This is a genomic window from Diplocloster modestus (genome assembly GCF_019042245.1).
In the GTDB taxonomy this organism is placed as follows: Bacteria; Bacillota; Clostridia; order Lachnospirales; family Lachnospiraceae; genus Diplocloster; species Diplocloster modestus.
Genome location: NZ_JAHQCX010000003.1, coordinates 375,557 through 396,354, shown reverse-complemented (window position 1 = coordinate 396,354; position 20,798 = coordinate 375,557). Strand labels below are relative to the sequence as shown.

Below are 20,798 nucleotides of genomic sequence, written 5' to 3'. Positions count from 1 at the left end.
CAAGGTGCAGAAAAATGCCCAGCGTCCCCTATTTATTATACAGGAAGGAGTTTATGAAGATGAGTGACAACAACAATAATGCAAAAACGATGTACGAGGCCGTTCCTGCCGCTGCGGAACTGAACAAGGTACCGGGGTTTGATCCGCTGAAGTTCCTCCGGCGTGCCGGGGACTCCATGAAATTGGACTTACCCTATCAGAAACTCTGGTTCCGAATGGCACACCCCAACGGGCGTATGCGTCTGACGGCCATGAGGATCACAGAGCAGATGGCGATTTTCGAGGCCAAGGTATTTCTGGACCGCAGTGACGCGGAGCCGTTCAGCGTGAGCGTTGCCCAGCAGACCATGCAGGATAGCAGGGACTTTGTGAAGGCAGCTCAAAATGAGGCGTTGAGCCAGGCCCTTTCGGACGCTGGATTTGGCATCCAGCTTGTGAGCGCCGACACTCATGCCGCTTCCGTACAGAAAGCGGCGCCTGTGAGTAAAACGCAGCCCTCTGCCATTACTCCGCCTGTGAACACTGTGTTGCCGCAGGAGCCCTCCAGCGCCTCGCAGAAGGCCGCTGTTCTTTCCGAGGGTAATTCCGTTTCCGGGGGCACACAAACGCCACAGAGGGCATCTGAAAACGCAGAAACAGCAAGAACGAAGATTCAGCCTGCAGCAACTCCGGCCCATGAGCAGAGTTTGCCGGTAAGCCCTACTACAAACACGGATACACTGCCAGCGGGATTCGCACCAACGGAAGAACAGCCGGAAAACAGTAAGGCGGCGGAGGAATTACCAATTCATCTCCCTGCGGAGGAACTGCCAGTTCAGCGCCCTGCAGAGGATCTGACGGCCACCAAGGAGGCACAGGAGGTCCCGGAAGCCGAAATCGTGCAAGAGGCCCCTGCATATACCCCGGATATGCCTGTAGAGGATATTCTGAAGGTGATGACGCTGGAACAGGCACAGGAGGTCGTTGTGGACAGCGGTGTGTGCCGGGGGCTGACTATTGCAGAAGTGGCGAAGAAGCGGCCTGTCAATCTGCGTTTCTATTTGACTCCGGGCAACAAAAGCAAGGACAACATCGTTCGGGCCGCCGCTCAACTGGTCCTCAATTCACTTCAGAAGGCCGGTTGATGCAAAGCCCCAGCTCGGGTATGAAGGGAGGAATGACAAATGGGCTCATACCCGGATGAATTTCCTTTCGGCATCATGGAAGTTGTCAATCTATTAAACCTGCGCATCAGGCGTCAACAGGCGAACAGCGTCTATGTGGACTGCCCGTTCTGCGGTGACCGCCGGGGACGGATGAATGTCAATTTCGTCAAGAATGTCTGGCGGTGCAACCACTGCGATGCACATGGCGGAATGCTGGCGCTGTATGCTAAACTTAACCATACGACTACATCCGATGCCTACTGGGAGATTGCAGAAGCTCTGTGTGACAATATCCAAGAGGAACACGCACGCTCCGGGAATGAAGCCCAACAACGGCCGGCCAGCCCATGCCCTTCAACTTCGGAGGCCTGGGCTGCCCCTGCCGGTCATTCTTCTTCCGAGCGAAAAACAGTACCACAGTCGAATAAGGCCAGTCCAGCGGAGATCCACCAGACGCTATCCCTGCTGCTTGCTCAACTTACGCTGCGGCCGGCACATCGGGAACATCTGCGCTCCCCAAAACGCGGGCTGTCTGATGAACAGATTGACGCACTGGGATTTAAGAGCACCCCACCGCCTTTTCTATGCCGGTCTATTACAGAACGGCTGATCAAGCAGGGATGCAAGGTGCAGGGAGTGCCGGGCTTTTACCAGGATAACGGTGGACATTGGACTATGGCTTTTTATCAAAAGACAGCCGGCATCCTGATCCCTGCCATCGGCTTTGACGGCATGTTGCAGGGATTCCAGATCAAACTGGATATACCGCTGAAAAACAAGGATGATCCGCCGGAAAAGCCGGGAGCAAAATATATCTGGTTTTCGTCTTCCTCAAAAAAGGGCGGGACAGGATCGGGCAGCCCGGTACATCTGGCAGGAAATCCATCTGCCCGTGTCGTTTATGTGATTGAAGGTCTTTTGAAGGCAGACATCTCCCATTGTCTGACCGGGCGCACTTTCGCCGCGATTGCCGGCGCCAATAACACCAGTCCGTTGGACGCTATGTTCGCGTTGCTGGCGCAGAGTGGTACAGAAGAGATTATCGAAGCCCATGACATGGACAAGTACAACAACAAAATGACCATGGCCGGGGCATCCAAAATTTACTTAATGGCGCAAAAGCACGGCATGAATTGCCGGCGGTTGACTTGGAATCCCAATTATAAAGGGTTTGATGACTGGCAGCTGGCTTTGCGCCAGGGCAGTCAGCGGCAAAAGGAAATTGAAAAGTTGAGTTTCAAAGAGCAGTATCTGCGCGGGCTGTGCGAGCTGGCCCACATTGAGGACTGCGTGGAACAGTGGCAGCACCGGGCCGAGCAAGACATCGGACTGACAGAGTATCTGGGGCTGACGGGGGAGGAACATAAAACCTTCCTGTGCGGCGGCCGGGACGCTCTTGCCGCCCTGTTGGAGCCACAGCGGCGAAAACAAAGGTTTGTACTTTATCAACTTCAACTGGACGAAGAGAACGCGATCCCATTTGCTTTCAAGGATATTACAGCGTTAAAAGCGGCTGGTTATGAACAGCCGCCTGCGGCGATGTACTATGTGGCAGGAAGTGGAGAAATCTACTGTCCAGCGGAGGAATCGGATGACGCATTTTTGAAGCGCCTGTTTGCCGACTGCCGGGAGCGGCTGCCTGAAGGCTGCCGCGGGCGGCCGATGGCGATTTCCGATGTAGTGGAACTGAATCATGGTACCAAGCGGGCGTATTATTATGTAAGCGGACAAGACCAGTTTAGACAAGTAAAGTTTTCCCCTATGCTCGCAAAGAAGGAAATTCCAGAAAAGACACAAGAGAGGTTTTGATGGTTGTCGTGAGTGAGACAAAGGAGAGCCAGCTTTTGGCGCTCCTGGAGCAATGCGTCCATCTGGACGCTGATGTGCGGCCCCGTACAGAAAAAGGCTTTTTTACGGTGACGGTTCCGCCGCCGTGGAACGGTCCGGCGCGCAGGGCGGCTCAAGCAGTGCAGGATCAAATCAAGGAATGGTCAAAGCAATATCCGAATGTGGTGTGTTACTGCTTTGACAGCTACAGTACATTGGTTTATGTGCTGTAAAACAATGTGGCAAAGGCATGGGATGGGCATTGGCCTGTTCCGTGCCTTTTTTATGAAACGACGGAAAGGAGATCACTATGGGATATTTTTCAGAAATGGCGCTGAACAAGCAGGAGGAGCTCGGGCTTCCCGCAGAACAAGTACCGGCTGGAGACGCCTTTGAGGATGAGGAAACTTTTGACGAGCTGCCGGTGCCGTCGGACAGCCGTTCAGCGACTTCCCCTGTCGTGGAAACGCCGCCATCGCCCGCATTTGATGCAGACGATGAGGCCGAGGAATTGGAAGACATGAACGGAGACAATGCTTCCGAGGCAGCGGACACGGATGGGGACGATGCCGGTAAAGAGCAGGAGGCGCCCGCCAAGGCCGATGCAGCCACCGATGCGGACGAGGAAAAACGCCGTGCCGAGCATGAGGCGGCTGAAGCCAAGCGTAAAGCAGAATGGGAAGCCCGGCAGGCTGAAAAGAAAAAGGCCGAGCAGGAGCAGCTGGAGCGTCTGGCCGCGATGAGCGACGACGAGGTGGTGAACGCCTCCATGCAGCGGGTCAGCGCAGATACAGAAAAACTGACCCGGCGCAACATGAAAGAGTGTGTGGCAGAATTTATCCAGACCAAGTGCCTGGAGGATATTGCTTTCGCACGCCTCACCATGCACCCGCGCAAGTCAATGATCCACTGTTTCCAGTACATCAGCCGCAAGGCGTGGGACTACATTCAGGATGAACTCAAAGCAAGCGGCATTCAGCCAGGTCCGGGCAGCCAAGGGTATGGTTGTGATGTTCCGGACGATCTGTGCTACCAGTGGGCAGAGGATTATTTCCGCGACCCAGACGCCAAAGAGGATCATGAGAAAGAAGAAAAGTTTGTACCGAACCCCTACTATGGAAAAGATTTCGCCAGAACCACCAAAAAGAAGCAGAAGGAAAAGAAAAAGGCAGAAGCCAAACCGAAGCCTGTGCAGAAGGAAAAGCCTGCCAACGATGGTCAGCTGTCGCTGCTGGATCTCGGCATGGCAAAGGCAGGTTAAGGGGGTGCAACATGATTGCATATAAAGGATTTCTTCCTGGCCTGATTTGCCGAGACTACCAGTTTAAGATGGGACTCAATGTAACAGAAAAGGCCAACTGTGCTCATAATGGGTTTCACTGTGCTGAGGACCCATTGGATTGCTTGAGCTATTACGGAGATATAAACCACGCAGAATACTATATTGTCGATGCTGGTGGAGACATTGACGAGGATGATGTCGATTCCAAAATTTCCTGTACAGAGTTGACAATTTTGAAACGGCTAACAAAAAAAGAACTTTTCCTCCATGGCCTTGCTTTTATGGCAGACCACCCGAAGCGGAAGTGGAACAGCAATATAAAGGCGGACAAAGCTGAAGCGTGGAATGGCTATGCAGCGGTGCGCGGCGCCGACCCTATTGCAAAAGGGACTCGGAACGGAGATGTACTTGCTTTTGCAAAAGAGGACGGCACTACCGGCGGCATCCAGCAGATCGTGGTGGCGGAGATTGACGGGAAAACGCTCCAACCAGGAATTTGGTATGGAGTGGAGCTTGAAAAAAGGATGGTGAACTAAATTGAAGAAATCTGCACTTCTGGCAATGCCGAAATTGACGGCAACGCCGGAGATGAAACAGGCAGCAATAGCGGATGAGCCGAAACAGCATGAAGGCCCCTATGGCTATCGCTATGTTGAACGGACCTACTATCCATATATGAACTGCGTCGTTCAGGATGGCATCCTCAAAGCGGCTTTTTATCTGCCGGAACATCTGCGGCTGGATGGCAACAATCCTGCTTATGAAGTGTTCCTTGACAAGAAAGCGCACCAGTTTCTGACTTACGACCATTTAGAGAAAAAATGGCGGGACGCCAAACTGGACAGGCTGAATTGGCCGGGGAGAAACTATTATGCCACCTGCTGGGCCAGTGAGAAAGATGCTGCCGTAGTACAGGACTATCTTTGTGGGGAACGCGGCGGTGATCTCGGTATCCTTGATTTTCAGAGAAATGTACGGGACGAACAGTTGGAGCAGAGGCATAAACGAATTACCGGCGCGTGGGATCAGGATCTGGCTCAGGTGCCTGAACTGCCCAAGGATTGGACGCGCTGGATTGATAAGGTGGCTGTGCGGGAAAATTTCATCTTCTATCGCTATAAACGCGGCGGAGCCCAAAACGGTTATTGTACCTTTTGTGGGAAAGAGGTCCCTATATCCGGGCATCCATATCACAATAAGAAAGGACGCTGTGCCTGCTGTCGGCATCCCATTGTATTCAAAGCCCTGGGGCGCGCCGGGTATATTCGGACAGAAAAGGACTATGCTTATCTGATTCAGCGGTGCAAGGATGGCTTTGTTCTCCGTGAATTCTGGGCAGAGAGGACTTACTGGAAAGACAGTCTGCCCTCTGGAAAGCCTTACTGGCATGAGTTTCGCCGTTCGATTTATGACCGCAGCGGAGAAATACGCTCTTACTATTGGGGCGTGTATTGCCAGCGGGAAACGCGATGGATTGCCGGTAACCCCTGTTACTATGGTTACTGTGGCGATCAGACAGGCAGGGTTTATGGCAAGAGCCTTCCCTGCATGGAACAAAAGGAGCTGTTCGGCACTGGCCTTGTGCAGTGGGTACGCACCCATCCGGTGACTGATCCGGAAAAGTATTTGGCTGTTTGGAAGCGGATGCCGAAGATGGAGCAGATTTGGAAGGCAGACTTGCCGAGGCTGACAAAAGAATGCTTTGAACATTGTGATTCTGTGCGGGAACGGATACTCTATCCGAATGAGCCGCGCTTGATTCGGGCCTTGGGATTAGACGGTCCCAAATTCCGCCGTCTGCGGCAGATGAATGGCGATACGGAAGACCTGGCATGGCTGCAGCTTGAAAAGCGGACCAATCAATGCATACCGGATGAACTGTTTCGCTGGTTTAAAAAAGAGCGGATCAGCGCCAAAGATATTCTGTTCATCGCGGACCGCATGAGTCCGATTCAGATCCGAAACTATCTGCAAAAACAGAAGCCGTATTTTGACGGAAGCTGTCGGCAGGCGTTGACTACATGGCAGGACTACCTTGCTATGGCAGAGCGTCTGCATATCGACACCAGCGATGAAATTATCTATCGTGCGCGTAAATTGCGTCAGCGGCATGATGAACTGGTTATCCAGTGTGAGGCTGGAAGCCTGGAGCTTCAAGCAGAGAACATGGACAAGAAGTACCCCCATGTTCGCTCCATCTGCGAGGAATTGCAGAAAAAGTATGCCTATGCAGATGAGGATTATCTGGTCATTGCCCCTCAAAATACTTTCGATATTATCAAAGAAGGGCGGATGCTTCACCATTGTGTCGGGAATGACGGCGCCGGCGAGCGGTACTATGACCGCATCGAGCGCCGGGAGAGCTTCATCATGTTTTTGCGCCGAGCGGAGGAACCAGAAGATCCCTATTACACACTGGAGATTGAGCCGGACGGCACTGTGCGGCAAAAACGCACGCTGTTTGACCGCCAGCACGAGGACATTGAGCAGGCGACGGAATTTCTGCAGAAGTGGCAAAAAGTCATTGCGGCACGGCTCACAGGCCAAGACTTGAAGCTGGCCGCACAGAGCCGCGTCTTGCGCAACGAGGAGTTTATCCAGATGAAGAAAGATCGGGTGGTCATCCATACCGGGCATCTTGCCGGCCATTTGCTGGCAGATGTGCTTTTGGCTGACCTGATGGAAAACAAAGAAGTCGTGCAGCAGCAGGAACTCCCTGCGGCGGCATGATGTAAGTACAATGGCCGGGCGTCCTTTGAGGGCGTCCGGCCAACTGTTGCAAGGAGGCTTTATGAGAAAAACTTCTTTTGAGTACCACATCCACGGTTACCGCTATGCACCGGAGAGCTTCCGCATCTATAAAGGACTGCCGGGGCAGGAAAAGACGGAGCTCCCCCTGTCGGATGAGCAGCGTTATCAGATGGGGTATCTTTATCTGACGCAGGGCATCAAGAGCGCCGTAGACTATGTGAAGCATATCGAGCGGGAGCGGGAACGCAAGTGCCGCCTGTATATGACCTACGGCTTTATGCTCAAAGAAAACCCGCGCAGTTATGTGTACTGTGCGGACCTGCGATGCAGGGAGAACGACCCGCCGACGGTGCGCCTGCAGACCCTGCGCGCATTCCGGGAGCATCTGGCCCAGAGCGGAGGCTGTATTGAGCAGAGCGTGGAGTGCGAACTGGATGGGCGTTACCGCCCTATCCATACGCGAAAGAATTATGTGACTGCGGACTTTGACCGGCCCATTGTGGTCTGGCTGAATATCAGATAGAAGGAGAAGAAAATGAAACAGATTGGAAATTTAGCAATCGTCTGCGCCCAGCGGCCTGATGTGTTGATGCAGATTTACGGTGGGACCGTGAGCATCCATGTGGGCGAAGGGCCGGAGCGGGCCACCCTCTCCACTGCGTGGGAGGATGACGACGCCATTCAGGACATGATCAGGGAATTAAACTTTGGGCGCTATGCCGCCCATCCACGGAAGAAGGAAGAAGGTGCAGCATGATTAAAAATTTGAATCAGCTCAAACGCAGGTTGCGGCCGGGCACACGCTTGGAGGTTACCGGCCACTGCCGGCCCGGATGCATCGGCCAACTGCGGGAGGTCACATGGGTCAATACCCAGGGTGTTTACACCAAAATTCTCAATCCGCCCGATCCTCGCATCAATGCGGCAAACGATGGGCGGGGCTCCATAATGTGGTGGGGTGCAGCCAGCACCTGGTCATTTGAGGACGGTGTGTGCAGTTCATATACGAATCAAAGGAAGACGGCGGAAACTCTGATTATGGCGTTCCGCGTTTTGGATAAGGAGGCGGCCTGATGGAACAGAATACTTTGAGAAAGCAACGGGAGTTGACCGACCGGCTCAACCGCTACTGCAACGAATACTATAACTACAACAATCCCAGCGTCAGTGATGAGGTCTATGACCGGCTCTTTGACGAACTTCACAAACTGGAGCAGGAAACGGGTATCCAGATGTCGGACTCTCCCACTGTTACCGTGGGCTATCCCGTGGTAGGCAAGTTGGAGAAAACCGCCCATAAAATCCCGCTCCTTTCTCTGGATAAAGTAAAAAGCAGCGTGGATTTGTGCCGGTTTATGGGCGAGCATCAGGTGATGTTCATGCTCAAATTGGACGGCCTTACCATCAAACTGACCTATGAGAACGGCGAACTGGTGGAAGCGGCCACACGGGGCGATGGTGATGAGGGTGAGATTGTCACTCACAACGCCAGAGCAATCAGTGGGATTCCAGCCCATATTCAGTACCCGGGGCGTCTGGTAGTCACCGGCGAGGCGTTTATCCGTCCCAGTGATTTTGAGCGTCTGAATACTTCGATAGTGGATGAGAATGGTGAAACCTACAAGAATGGCCGTAATCTGGCGGCTGGCTCGGTGCGCCTGCGGGATGCCGGCGAGTGCATGGAACGGTGCGTGACCTTCATGCCCTTCAATGTTCTGGAGGGTTTTGATGACCTGCCTCGCAAGTCAGAACGCCTCAAAGAGCTTCGGCCGCTGGGCTTTACCCCGTGCAAATATCTGGTGACGAAGCGGCCATTGACACAGGCGGAAACCGAGGACGGCATCAAGCAGCTGCAGCAGTATGCAAAAGACAGCGATATTCCCATCGATGGCATCGTTGTAACCTACAATGATATTGCCTTTTCCAAAAGATGCGGGCGCACAGGACATCACTATAAGGACGGTCTGGCGTTCAAATTTGAGGACGAGCTGTTTAAGACAACACTTCGTTCCATCGAGTGGACGCCGGGACGGACTGGTGAGATTGCGCCTGTAGCCATCTTTGCTCCAGTAGAAATCGAAGGATGCGAAGTGACACGGGCCAGCCTGCACAATCTGTCCTTCATTGAGGACCTGGAGCTGATGCCGGGCAACCGCATACTGGTCAGCAAGCGGAATATGATCATTCCGCATGTGGAGGAAAACATGGACAGGGGCGGTTTCAATCTGGAAGCGGCGTTCCCGCACCAGTGCCCCTGCTGCGGCCAGCCGACCCGCGTTCATGAAACCAAAGGGCGGGATGAAAACGGCAAGGAGCGGATCATCAAGACTCTGTTCTGCGACAATGCCACCTGCGAGACACGGAAACTCAAAAAGTTTGTCCATTTTGTCAGCAAGAAGGCGATGAACATTGAGGGGCTGTCCGAGGCGACGCTGGAAAAACTGATTGGCCGTGGATGGATTCACAGCTATCTGGATCTATACCGGCTGGATCAGCACCGGGATGAAATTATCCGCATGGAGGGCTTTGGCGTAAAGTCCTGGCAGCGCCTGTGGGATGCTGTCCAGCAGAGCCGCAACACCACCTTTGAACGGTATGTGATTGCCATGGACATTCCCATGATCGGCAACACAGCCAGCGGTGTTCTCTGCCGGGAGTTCCATGGCAGTCTTGAAGAATTTCGGGACGCGGTTTATACGGGCTATGACTTCCGCCAGCTCCCGGATTTTGGAGAGACGCTGCACAACAATATCCATGAATGGTTCTGCAATGAAGAAAATTTTTGTATTTGGGAGGAATTACAGATGATGATGAACATCCAGAAGCCGGCCGCGGCCAACAATCAGGCAGTCGGCCAGGACACTCCATTTGCCGGGAAGAACATTGTGGTGACAGGCAAAGTAGAGCCCTATACCCGCGATGAGATGAACAGCCTGATCGCCTCTCTGGGCGCTGTGGCCGGCAGTTCGGTGAGCCACAAGACCGATTATCTGGTCTGCGGCGAGAAGGCCGGCAGCAAACTGTCCAAGGCACAGGAACTGGGCATTCGGGTGCTGACGCCGAATGAGTTTTTCAATATGGCTGGTGTGGCTTAAAAGGAAACAGGTCAAAAAATAACAAGGGAGAGGGCTGCGGGTGCGGTCCTCCCCCTTCTTTATCAATAAAGGAGATGTTCAGCATGAAAGGCAGTTACTTTGTTCCGCAGGTGGGGCAGGTTTATCAAAACCGAAATGACAGGAGTTATCTGTGTCTGTCTGTGGAAAAAAGGTCCTTATTAAACGATACCACCGCACAGATGCAGAGAACTTCTGATGGATGGACTCTGACGGCTCATGGTCTTATCCGTTATGAAGATGGAACGATTGAGTGGAATTACTCTACTGGAGGTAGATGGAGCGAATCAAAGTGAGGAGGGAGCGAAGATGAATAACGAATTTCTGCCAGCCTACAAGGTATATCAACAGGTCATTGATCTTGAACTGTATTATGCGTTTGTAGATCTTGTCGTACACACCTCTCAAGAAGAAAAAGCCTGGGAGATCTATCGAAATATTGTGGACACGCAAATCTGGCAACAAAAGGCAGAAGGACAGAATTATTTTGAAGCATATAACCTCCGTTACCCCGGCGAGGTCCTGGAACGGTTTGAAGAGAAGCTGGGAAAAGATGTCCGCATTATTCGTGCGTTGGCGCTGGCGCTGGGGAAAACCCGTGCGCTTCAGTCAGACAATATGTTTGTTGGAAATCAGCGCGGCAGTTTTCTCCAGATGATCCGGCGGACTTCCAATGGAGATGTGTACCTGCAAGGGGCTCTTTATCTGTTGGAAACAGATATGCCCCGCCGACACGCCCTGCTGGATAAACTGGCTGCCACAGAATATGCCAAGACCGAGGATGCCTTGTTTGTCCTGTCTCTGTTCGATGATCAGGAGGAAGGGTACCGCACTATGCACAGCCAGCTTCTCCGATTGCTGGGGAAAGAACGCACGCTTTCCCTGCCTGAAAACTGCGGCGTACTGGAATGGTTGGTCCAGCATTATGCTCCGTATATCAAGTCGTATCGCGGAAAGTCAGATCTTGTTTTGCGAACACTGACGAAGTTTTTCAGAATGAACATGAAACCGGACAGCCGGGAGTTTTCAATCCTGACAGATGCCGGCTACAGCGGTGAGGAAATTATACTGACCAATTCCCTTTGTGTGTGGGCAGACAGAATCCGGGACAGGATCTCCTGGAACGGGACCACCGCAGAAAAAATCGCATCGGCGTGCTGCCAAATGCTCTTAAACCAACCGGATGGGCTGTCGGAAGGGCTCTATGCCTATGTTGGATGGTTGTTTGGCCGCTATGAAAGGTTTGCTGTCCAATACAATGGGTATCCAAATCTCTGGGAGGCGGTCAAAAAAGAACTCACACCATCCGCACCACAGACAATAATCTGGATGCTGAAAACCATCAAAAAGGAATTCCCGTATCGCTTTGACGCCTTTGCCCCCCAGTACGATATTCTGGCAAAAGAAGTGCCGCAAGGCGATTACTGGGAGCTGTTTACAGATCAGATGCTCTGCTCTTGCGGAAAAACGCCAATCGTTCAATGGCTGGCGAGATACCGGAAATTAACGGGCGTCGATTACTGTGATGGCTTTCAGGAATGGCATCGTTCCTCCGATAGAGCTTTTGCCCTGCTGGTAGAGAGAAAAGAAATCCGGCTGTGGCAATTTTTTGAACAGCATCAGGGAGACGGCCCCTCTGCGCAGCCGATGAAACTGCTCTTGGGGTATGCCATGAATATCTCCAGCTGGCAGGGCTTCCGTTTTGTACGGCGTCTGCTGCAGAAATACACCCCAGTGCAGCTCCAGAAGTTTTTTGGGGAGCGGTTTTTCTTTCATGAACTTTTTGTAAGGGGTAATCGATACAGCAGCAGAGATTATGAGCTTTTTATCAAACGCTCTTTCCTGACAGAAGAGCAGCATCGGCAGCTCTTTGAATGGATCGAGGCTTCTTTTTTCCAAATGGAGCCGAAATGCTATCAAGAGTTTATCTGGTGCGCTTTACAAGATTCGGATGTGCAGCGGCTATACGACAGGCGGCTGCTTGCGTCCGTTTTGCGAAGCCTTTTATCCAGCGGGAAGTACACAGGTGGCCGTGCGGACCATCTAAAGGAAAAATTCTACAGTAAGGAAGAGCTGGAAGCCGATCAAAAAGCCGACGCTGAAAAAGCGGAACGGGAGGAACGCCTTCGCCGGGAGCAGGAGCACCAGAAGAAATGCGAACGGTTGGAGCAGACCTATGACGGTACGATGTCTTCTCTAAAAGAGTTTACAAAAAGTTTCTATTACGATAGGGATGTGAAAGAAGCCCTGGATATGGTGTACGAAAAGCTGCGGGAACAGCCTGCGGGCTGCGCGGCGGCATTTGCAGCGGACGAATTAGAACAATTTTTCAAGTTGTGCGGTGATTTGGCACGATACAATCCAGGAGACGAACAGAAAATTTTGAATATGGCAAGAACAATGATGGGAGGTCTTGCGGCATGATCTATGCGGAAAAGCATTTATCTTTGTTGTCCCGAATGGGGCGCGATGGGCTGCAGCTGCGTTTCACTGGAGAATTTCCAGAAGAAATACTGGATCAAACCTGTAAAAAAATCGAAGATATGGGCCTGCAAGAGAAGCTCCGCAAGGAAGAAGCCACGCAGATCCAGAGGGAATTGATTCAAGTTCCAGAATTTGCAGAATTGTATCAGGCCCTGTGCGCACATGGAGTAGAGGTATCTGTCATCCATACGATGCTCCAATCGGCAAGAAGCTATCAGGAGCACTTGTCCCAATATCCGAAGGAACAGGTGCTGGAGGCGGCGGAGTTGAATCTCAAGCCTTCCCTGAAATTTGAGTACATGAAGCACTACCAGCCGCTGGTGCGGTATGAAGAAGAGGAGCAGGCCGTCGCAGACAACCTGGATACCTTCCCTGTTCTGGAGTGGCAGGAAATCTCTCCGCTGACGGAACATCAGCGTTCAATGATGCGTCTGCCGTTTCTTGGCACTTATCTATTCAACTGGCACGACCATGAGCGGAAGGCTGTAGAGCTGTTGGAGCAGAATCTGCCCCTTCAGAAAATCCTGATGATGAACTATGTGTGGGGAGTGGAGTTGTTTCTGGATGCGGACAGTCTGAAAAATCTCAAATGGCTGCAAATGCCGGATGTAGAAAAATTCCGCCGGCTGATGGAAGCCTTCGAGTATGATGCGGAAGATTTATCGGAATTCTGGACGCTCTGGCTGGAAAACCGGGCCGGACAATATGATGTCGAATGGTGGCTGAGTCAGCTGTTGCCCATCAGCAAAGAGCGGCGGCAGAAAATCCTGCAAAGCAGGCTGAGTTATCTCAATGCCCTTTACGCTGGCTGCCTTCACATCAATTTTGAACAAGTAGAGTATTTTCAAGTCCAGCTCCTTATCTATGCGGTGGAGCACAAGAAAAAGCATTTTTTGAATCTGGTGAATCAGAACAGCGAACTATTTTTCTCGCTGGGGCGGTATTCGCTCTTATTTGTGAGTGGCTTCTGCGAACGCTGTAATCTCAATTCACTGACGGTTAAGAACTTAAAGGACAGTGATTCTATTGAACGGACAACCAGCTACTTTGAACTTTTGGAAGAGGGCCAGCAATATACCTTTGAGGAGCTGCGCCTGTTGTGGCACCAAGAGGAAGTATATGTAAGACTGTACGCCAAACTCTCCCCGCTCTCCGTGGACCAGAGGATGCTCACGATCCGGCAGCTGATAAAGCGGGATCTTGTCAGCCAGAATATCGGAGACGAGGCGCTGGAACAGGTAACTCAATGCTTGCTGGAAAAGCCGTTTGGAGCTTGGTATGAGAAAGATTTCGGACACATCCGGGGACTGACGCGGCAGACTGCAATGCTTATGCTGCAGCACTATCCGGAGATTCAGGCATTTATCCCGGAATTTCGGGCAGAGGCGGATGCGGTTTTCGCGGTCAGCAACGCTTCCAAGATCACAGGCTTTTCAAACTGGAGTCAGGTGTGCGGCTCAATACTGGTTACCGATCAGAATTGGGCCTATCTGAAAGAAAACATGGGATTTTCCGAGGAGTTCGTCCGCGAGTATCAGCCGGGGATTGTGAATTTCCTGCTCCGGGGCGGCAGCTCGATGGTCCGCCCGCTGTATAACGAATTGCAGTATAGGAACGAAAGTGAAAAAAACTGCGAGGCGCTCCGGCGTATTGTACAGGCAGAGCTGATGGGCCAGTTCTATAAACTGAAATACTTTGCTGGTGATTTGAAGCAGGAAATCCATTACCCAATTCAAGAGGCGCGGGAAGATGTCTGGAAACAGAATCTCTCTTTGACCAGACTGGGCCTTATGGCGAAAGAGGTGGATGATTTTTACCACACAATCCGCATGGGCGAGCTTCCGCACTTTACCTGCTTATCCTGCTATCAGGGCAGCCAGAGGGACTGCCTTTTGGCCGCATTCGATAGCAACAAAAAAATCATTCTGGTTTACAAAGACGAGAGCGTAGTAGCACGGGCGTGTCTCCGGCTGACGAAAGGCTCTTTCCAGCAGCCATCAACGCTCAATTTTGAATTTGCTGATCTGTCCAAAGAAGATGTTCCCACAGGCAGTCACGCATACAGTGAGAAGCTGGTGCTGTTTCTGGAACACATTTATACCTCTGGATTGAAGAAAAGTGAAGAGACGGCGGCAAAAGAAATGGTAGTGGCACTGGCAACGCAGAAAGCGGAAGAACTCGACGCAGTTGCGGTGCTGTCAAATCAGTATCGCGGATGCTATCCCAGTGGGCGGTATGTCAGCGCCCCAATCTATATCTACATCTCAAAGTCCAAAAATGGGCGCCAGTATCTTGATTCTCTGGGAGGCGCTGCAGTGACTTTGGCAGAGGAACAGTATAAGCAAGAATCGTTTTTGGTAGAACGGGCCGCACTGGACCGAGCCCATGCGGCATGACAGGAGGTTTCTTTATGATGTTTGACAGTGTTTTGGTAAAAGTATCCTGCAGTGAAGAACTGCTGTATCTCCACACCATATCCCGGAGGCATAAATCCCCGTACCGCTTTGCAATCCTGCGTGATACGCTGGAGCAGTTGGAGCGGGAGCCGGGGCGTCAGATTATCGTGGCTGACTGCGGCTGCTATGCCGCCCTTCGGCTCACACGGGCACTGGACGGCGAGATGCTGGTGATCCGCTTTTCCTGGCTGCAAAGCGCCGGTGCGGACAGCCTGCGCGGCTATGAGGAGTGGGTGCGGCTGCCCTACCGCCGCTTCCACGAGTGTGTGGAGGCCGGGACGGATATGGCCGGATGGAACTGGAGCCAGCTCTCCGTGCCGGAGAAGGTGACCCGCCGCTTTGAATTTCACAGCAGGCAGAATCTCCATCAAATCGCCCAGCGGCCGCTCCTGCGGCACAAGCTGGGGAAAACTCTGGAACACCATTTCCAGTGGCGGGATGCGGAGAAGATCCTCATTTATGATGACGGTGCGCCGTACAGCTTCTTCTTTGAAGAGGTCACGCCCCGGGGCACGGGAATCTGCGGCGGCATCATCCTGCATGGTGCGGATAACCTGCAGAAAGCCCAGTACAGCGTCCACACCTAATTATAACAGGGAGGTACATACCATGACGATCATTAAAATAAATGGCGGCTTCTGGGGATGGGAGCCAATAGAGACGCTGGAACGGCTTTATCCGCTGTTTGAGCAGTACACATTGGACCCGATCTATGAGTGGTACGGGAATTTTGTAAATCGGAAGCCGGAGTGGCAGCGGTCAGAAGATCGTCAGGCTTATCAGGGCTGCACGGTAATTTCGGGGCGGTTTCTGCATTATGGGAACTTTTTCTATATTGTCACCGATGAGGAAGAACTGATCCAGCGTTTTGAGCGCCTGGTGGCGGACAACAAGGCCACACAGGCATACCAGGACGAGAGGAAAGTCTGCTTCCCGTGCAGCGAGTGCAACCAGTGGTCGGCTGCCAGCGGGCTCTGCGGACTGACTGGCCGTTATAGACAACCCCAGTGGGAGTGTTTTGCGCGATATGTTCTGCCGAAGGGGAAAGTCGAAGGTGACGGCGCAAATATGCGCATTGAACTTCCGATCCCGGAAAAGGCAGGAAAGAAAGCGGTGCTTATCGGCCGCGGCCAATGGGAGGTTTAACAATGGATTGGAGCAAAGTCCACAGGAAACTCGCTGGCCGCTTCAGGCTTCCGGAGCGTCGAAATGAGGATGGAGATTGTGTGATCCACTGTTTCGGCTCTTTGGGCCAAACGGGAGTGAATAACGATGATGTTCGCTATATATGCGGCTTCTATAGTCTTCCCTATAGAGAGGACTGGCGCAGAGAAGAAGCCCGCGATGCCGGCGACAGTTTTTATATCCTGATTAAGACGGATGACTGAAAAGTGCTTTGTCTGCCCTTATTAAAAGCATAGGGCAGAATCCGTGTAAATTCGTAACAGGGCCGGGCGGAGGAAAATTCCTCTACCCGGCCCTTCTTTTTGGGGCTGACATGGCCCGTGTCAAATCAAGCGAAATCATTTTACGGTATTTCATAATCGGACGGCCGTATGCTCTTTTGGTCTCAATTTTCTATTATACTTCGACCTCATCTTCTTGTGTTTTGATATGCTGTGTGGTACTCTTTTACCATACGCACATCTTATTTATGCACAAAGGAAAGGTGATCTTAAAATGGCAGAAGCCGAGAACAAGCGTCAGCGCCGTACCCCGCAAGAGAGAGCGAATGAACTGGATGAAAAAATCACGAAGATAAATCAGTCCATCAATGAGCTGGAGGAGAAAAAGAAAACTGTTGTAGAAGAGTACGATGCGAAGATCACCGCAGCAAAGGAACGCATCAAATCTCTGGAGGCAAAAAAGCAGGAGATCCTTGCTCCCAAGGCTCCCCGAAAGCCCCGTAAGACGAAAAAGCAGAAAATTCAAGAGATTGTGAAGCTGGCAATGAAAAATGGTATGTCGGTAGAGGAAGTCGCCAGCCAGCTCCATGTGGAAGTTGAAAGCTAAACAGTTTTGATAGAAAAGCAGCATCGCCTCGAATGTATCAGGACGATGCTGCTTTTTATGGTGCAGGCCGACTATTCCACGCCCCTGATTTTTCGATGATACCGTTGTAGATAAAAACTTTCCTGCTTTTTTGTTGAGAAAGGCGTCATACAGGCGTAAAGGATATGTATAAAGCAAAAAAGGAGGCAATTATCTATGTTAATTGGTGTCGATCATGGCAACAAACAAATCAAAACCGTTCATGGCGAGCCCTTTGTGTCTGGACTGCAGCAGAGTCTGACCCGGCCGTTCGGCCAGAGCCTGCAATACTGTGGTACTTATTACACACTGTCCAATGAGCGTATTCCGTTCCACAAGGATAAGACGGAGGATGACCGATTTTTTGTCCTTACACTGATTGCTATTGCAGAAGAGATAACCGCCCGGGGAATTGGTGAAAAAGAACAGCAGCACATCCAGTTGGCTGTTGGTCTGCCCCCGGCACATTTTGGCTCTCAAGCAGAGAAATTCACCGCCTACTTTCAAGGCCGCGGGCTTGTTGAGTTTATGTATGGAGACAAACACTACACCATCAGCATTGAGGATGTGGCCTGCTATCCCCAGGCATACGCAGCTGCGGCCACAATGCTGCACGCCCTGTTGGATGACCCAAAGGCAGTCGTATTGGATATTGGAGGCTTTACAGCGGATTATCTGTTGTTGAAAAACGGAAAAGCCGACCTCGCTTCCTGCGATTCGCTGGAAAACGGCGTTATCCTGTTATACAATAAAATCAGGTCCAGAGGAAATGCAGAGTTGGATTTGCTGTTGGATGAGGGCGATGTGGATGCCATCCTCATGGGCAGACGGACACAGTACCCGGCCGAGGCCGTACAGCTCGTGGAACGACTGGCGCAGGAGTTTGTCAACGACCTGTTCAGCACTCTACGAGAGCGGATGTTGGATTTGCGCTATTGTAAAGTGGTGTTTGTGGGCGGCGGTGCTATCCTGCTGCGCCGGCAGATCGAGGATTCTGGCAAGGTGGGAACGCCTCTGTTCGTCACAAACATCAACGCCAATGCAGCTGGATTTGAATACCTGTACCGACTTGAAACAGTGGGCAGGTGACAATTATGACGGCCAAAAAAGAAAGGGGGCGCTTCTCCCTGCGGTTCAATATCGGTGACCCAGTGCAGCGGGCCGCAGTTGAACTGCTGGAACTACAACCGCCCCACAGTAAAGCCCAGTATATTGCAAATGCGCTTGTGTACTATAACACTCATTTTTCTGACGATCCGCAGCCGTTAAAAGTGCCAGCCATTGACCGTGCGGCCATTGAAGCGATAGTGCGAGAAATTATGCGTCAGGATGAGCAGGCTTCGGATAAGGCAGTTTCGACCGGGGAATCCTCTCCTCCAAAGAAAAATAAAATAGCCCTGCCGCCGCAGGAACAGACGACAGAGCCATCAGAGGGAGCATCCGAAGTTGATGATATGACCCGTAATCTGATCGCCAGCACCATGGCGGCTTTCCGTAGAAATGGCTAAAAAAGAGGTATGGGAGCGAAGCTGTGCCGACTCTCATACCTCTTCCTTTTCCTGTATGGCAGCAATAAAGTGATCGATAATCTGTTCCAAGTGGCGGTATTGGCTGGGTGTCAATGTGGAAATCTTCTGCTGGAGCAACGAAGTGTCTGCTTCAAGAATTTTACCACGCAGTAAATAGTCTGCGCTGATGCCAAGTGCTTCACAGATCTTCAGCATGGTTTCCGGGCGCATCGCTTTTTGCCCCATTTCCGCATACGAGATGGTTTGCGATGTGAGATGCGTCAAATTTGCCAAAGTCTCCTGTGTCATATTTAATTGTTTTCTTCGCTCTAGAATCCGCTGGCCCATTTCTTTCAAAAGCTCACTCATTCGCAATCCTCCATACTATAGTTACATTTTATCCACTATAGCATGAAAAATTAAGCGACTATGGTTGAGTTTAATCAACCATAGCATATATAATGATCGTAAGACGAAAAATTTGGAGGAAAAACAAGTGAAAATATGTTCGTGTGCGGTGATTGGTCAACACCCTACCCGCTTCAAATTCAAATACAATGAATATATGACCTCATGCAAGCGCATAAAAAAGCGGATGCATGATGTATTTGTGTCACTTTACCAGCGCGGTGTGCGCTGCTTTTTCGTTGGGGGCGCTCTGGGAGTAGACATGTGGGCAGGCGAAATCCTGTTGGATATGCAGCACCAGGTAGAATATCGGGAATTGGATGTTGTGATGATCTGCCCCTTCCCCGGACATGATGTCCGATGGGACCCAAAGAGCCAGGCACGGCAACGAAAACTCCGAGAGGGCTGTGCCAAGGTGCTGGTGGGATCAGAACACCCAGGAGCCGAAGGGTATAAAAAACGCACGGAATATATGATGGGGCAGGCCGACTATGTTGTAGCTGTTTATGATAATGATCCGAAACATTACAGCGGAGTGGAGACAGCGATAGGGATCGCTGAAAAAAGAAACTTGTCAATAGTGTTGATTCATCCAGACACAGGAATTATAAACATAGTAGATCATTACAGAGAGAGGCATACGGATTAGGCAAAATATGTTACTGTTTCTCCAAAAAACTAAAAAGGTGTGCGGTTTTGGTAATACGAAGCCACCTTGACTGTCGAGGAAAAATCGGGTATCATCTGATTAGCGATAGCTAACTTGAACGAGTTAGAAAGAGGTGGGTTATGTCACATAGCAGTCTATATCTTACCAATCTTTATAACGATTTGATAACCAATACCCCTCAGACAATCACTATGGACATTCCTTCAGAAGTCGGGCAAGGCCAAATTTCTCAAACAAAAATCAAGCACGGCGTTATCCTCTCAGACTGGAAAATGTGCTATCAATCCGATATGAATGTGCAGGGTCCTGTTAGTGGAGAATATATGCAAATCATTTTCTGCCTGAATGATGGAATTTCATGGGGGATAATGAATGAGAATCGTTCTATTACTATACAGAAAAATGAGTCTTGTATCTATGCTGGACATGATGGCACAGAATATATCTGCTACAAAAAAGACAGTAACTTCTCATTCAAAAGCATTAAAATCCCAATTCCCTACTTTTCACAACTCCTTGCTGATTACTTTGACGGACAGGAAATTACAGTCTATGAAAAGAAGCTCCTGAATGGTATTGCCAAAGTCTCTGTCACACCAATTATGGAGCAAATACTGTCGGAAACAAGCAAATTTTCTCAATACCGCGGGGGGCTGGGCTATCTCTATTTGGACGGCAAACTGTTGGAGCTGCTGTCCATCTATCTGGGAGAAGTTTTGGAATTGGACATTCTGATGGGCAAAAATATTTCCATGTCCCGGACGGAGCGGACTGCCATCATGGAAGCGAAACGGATCATCGACAGCCAGCTCGCCTTTGCCCCCTCTTGTGAAGAATTGTCTCAACAGGTACATCTGAGTCTGACCAAGCTGACACGGGGATTTTCTTCCTTCTACGGTATGCCGATCCATCAATATGTTATTGAGCAGCGGTTGACACAGGCGGCGCAGCTGCTGCTGGACGGAGACTGGAATGTGGGGGAGGTCGCTGCGATTGTAGGGTATGGAAAACCGAGCAACTTTGCGGCGGCCTTCAAGAAAAAATACGGTGTTGCACCCAAACATTACAGGGAGACACGCTTCAACCATACAAAGCAGTGACCTTTAACTGCTTTTGGGTGAAA

General features: G+C 51.1%; 22 protein-coding genes. 21 read left to right on the top strand and 1 reads right to left on the bottom strand.

The features are described from left to right. The first annotated feature begins 53 nt into the window (after window positions 1-53). The 19 genes from KTH90_RS06850 to KTH90_RS06760 all read left to right on the top strand — a co-directional run bounded on the left by KTH90_RS06850 (window position 54) and on the right by KTH90_RS06760 (window position 18,597). Window positions 54-1,124: a hypothetical protein gene (locus tag KTH90_RS06850; protein ID WP_238726536.1), complete on the top strand. Its 1,071-nt coding sequence runs from the start codon at window positions 54-56 to the stop codon at window positions 1,122-1,124. A 39-nt stretch (window positions 1,125-1,163) separates the two neighbouring features. Further along, complete coding sequence (locus KTH90_RS06845; RefSeq protein WP_238726535.1) at window positions 1,164-2,954, top strand: YodL domain-containing protein; 1,791 nt, start codon at window positions 1,164-1,166, stop codon at window positions 2,952-2,954. Next, window positions 2,954-3,205, top strand: a complete 252-nt coding sequence (locus KTH90_RS06840; RefSeq protein ID WP_238726534.1) for a hypothetical protein — start codon at window positions 2,954-2,956, stop codon at window positions 3,203-3,205. The genes KTH90_RS06845 and KTH90_RS06840 overlap by 1 nt, the downstream gene beginning before the upstream one ends. Before the next feature lie 77 nt (window positions 3,206-3,282). Beyond that, a complete protein-coding gene (locus tag KTH90_RS06835) occupies window positions 3,283-4,233 on the top strand; it encodes a Cas9 inhibitor AcrIIA9 family protein (RefSeq protein WP_238726533.1) in 951 nt (316 codons plus the stop codon). An 11-nt stretch (window positions 4,234-4,244) separates the two neighbouring features. Beyond that, a complete protein-coding gene (locus KTH90_RS06830; RefSeq protein WP_238726532.1) occupies window positions 4,245-4,790 on the top strand; it encodes a DUF7666 domain-containing protein in 546 nt (181 codons plus the stop codon). Window position 4,791: 1 nt separating this feature from the next. Further along, on the top strand, window positions 4,792-6,984 hold the full coding sequence (locus KTH90_RS06825; protein WP_238726531.1) for a PcfJ domain-containing protein: 2,193 nt from the start codon (window positions 4,792-4,794) through the stop codon (window positions 6,982-6,984). 61 nt (window positions 6,985-7,045) lie between these two features. Next, window positions 7,046-7,528, top strand: a complete 483-nt coding sequence (locus KTH90_RS06820; RefSeq protein WP_238726530.1) for a hypothetical protein — start codon at window positions 7,046-7,048, stop codon at window positions 7,526-7,528. A gap of 12 nt (window positions 7,529-7,540) precedes the next feature. After that, window positions 7,541-7,762, top strand: coding sequence for a hypothetical protein (locus tag KTH90_RS06815; RefSeq protein ID WP_227144125.1), 222 nt, complete (start codon window positions 7,541-7,543; stop codon window positions 7,760-7,762). Further along, entirely contained in the window at window positions 7,759-8,079 is a 321-nt protein-coding gene (locus tag KTH90_RS06810; protein ID WP_238726529.1) for a hypothetical protein, read from the top strand. The genes KTH90_RS06815 and KTH90_RS06810 overlap by 4 nt, the downstream gene beginning before the upstream one ends. Next, window positions 8,079-10,100 carry an NAD-dependent DNA ligase LigA gene (gene ligA / locus KTH90_RS06805; RefSeq protein WP_238726528.1) on the top strand — a complete coding sequence of 674 codons (2,022 nt, stop codon included), beginning with the start codon at window positions 8,079-8,081 and terminating at the stop codon, window positions 10,098-10,100. The genes KTH90_RS06810 and ligA overlap by 1 nt, the downstream gene beginning before the upstream one ends. An 83-nt stretch (window positions 10,101-10,183) precedes the next feature. Further along, window positions 10,184-10,414 (top strand): hypothetical protein, encoded by a 231-nt coding sequence (locus KTH90_RS06800; protein WP_238726527.1) that lies wholly within the window; start codon window positions 10,184-10,186, stop codon window positions 10,412-10,414. A gap of 13 nt (window positions 10,415-10,427) precedes the next feature. After that, window positions 10,428-12,542, top strand: a complete 2,115-nt coding sequence (locus KTH90_RS06795; protein WP_238726526.1) for a hypothetical protein — start codon at window positions 10,428-10,430, stop codon at window positions 12,540-12,542. Continuing rightward, window positions 12,539-14,998, top strand: a complete 2,460-nt coding sequence (locus KTH90_RS06790) for a hypothetical protein (protein ID WP_238726525.1) — start codon at window positions 12,539-12,541, stop codon at window positions 14,996-14,998. The genes KTH90_RS06795 and KTH90_RS06790 overlap by 4 nt, the downstream gene beginning before the upstream one ends. 14 nt (window positions 14,999-15,012) lie before the next feature. Next, complete coding sequence (locus KTH90_RS06785) at window positions 15,013-15,645, top strand: hypothetical protein (RefSeq protein ID WP_050001706.1); 633 nt, start codon at window positions 15,013-15,015, stop codon at window positions 15,643-15,645. A gap of 22 nt (window positions 15,646-15,667) precedes the next feature. Further along, the gene (locus KTH90_RS06780) at window positions 15,668-16,204 is read left to right on the top strand and encodes a hypothetical protein (protein ID WP_238726524.1); all 537 of its coding nucleotides are present in this window, start codon (window positions 15,668-15,670) and stop codon (window positions 16,202-16,204) included. 2 nt (window positions 16,205-16,206) lie between these two features. After that, window positions 16,207-16,446, top strand: a complete 240-nt coding sequence (locus KTH90_RS06775; protein WP_238726523.1) for a hypothetical protein — start codon at window positions 16,207-16,209, stop codon at window positions 16,444-16,446. Between the two features lie 292 nt (window positions 16,447-16,738). Then, on the top strand, window positions 16,739-17,071 hold the full coding sequence (locus KTH90_RS06770) for a hypothetical protein (protein ID WP_044940839.1): 333 nt from the start codon (window positions 16,739-16,741) through the stop codon (window positions 17,069-17,071). A 195-nt stretch (window positions 17,072-17,266) separates the two neighbouring features. Continuing rightward, window positions 17,267-18,178 carry a ParM/StbA family protein gene (locus tag KTH90_RS06765; protein WP_238726522.1) on the top strand — a complete coding sequence of 304 codons (912 nt, stop codon included), beginning with the start codon at window positions 17,267-17,269 and terminating at the stop codon, window positions 18,176-18,178. 5 nt (window positions 18,179-18,183) lie between these two features. Continuing rightward, on the top strand, window positions 18,184-18,597 hold the full coding sequence (locus tag KTH90_RS06760; protein ID WP_009257985.1) for a hypothetical protein: 414 nt from the start codon (window positions 18,184-18,186) through the stop codon (window positions 18,595-18,597). 33 nt (window positions 18,598-18,630) lie between these two features. Here KTH90_RS06760 and KTH90_RS06755 read toward each other — a convergent pair whose 3' ends face one another. Further along, window positions 18,631-18,966 (bottom strand): helix-turn-helix domain-containing protein, encoded by a 336-nt coding sequence (locus tag KTH90_RS06755; protein ID WP_009257986.1) that lies wholly within the window; start codon window positions 18,964-18,966, stop codon window positions 18,631-18,633. Between the two features lie 127 nt (window positions 18,967-19,093). On the opposite strand from KTH90_RS06755, the gene KTH90_RS06750 reads away from it, so the two are divergent. Both KTH90_RS06750 and KTH90_RS06745 read left to right on the top strand, forming a co-directional pair. Then, the gene (locus tag KTH90_RS06750; protein WP_238726521.1) at window positions 19,094-19,654 is read left to right on the top strand and encodes an SLOG family protein; all 561 of its coding nucleotides are present in this window, start codon (window positions 19,094-19,096) and stop codon (window positions 19,652-19,654) included. 389 nt (window positions 19,655-20,043) lie between these two features. Further along, on the top strand, window positions 20,044-20,775 hold the full coding sequence (locus KTH90_RS06745) for an AraC family transcriptional regulator (RefSeq protein WP_330655945.1): 732 nt from the start codon (window positions 20,044-20,046) through the stop codon (window positions 20,773-20,775). The last annotated feature ends 23 nt before the right edge of the window (window positions 20,776-20,798 follow it).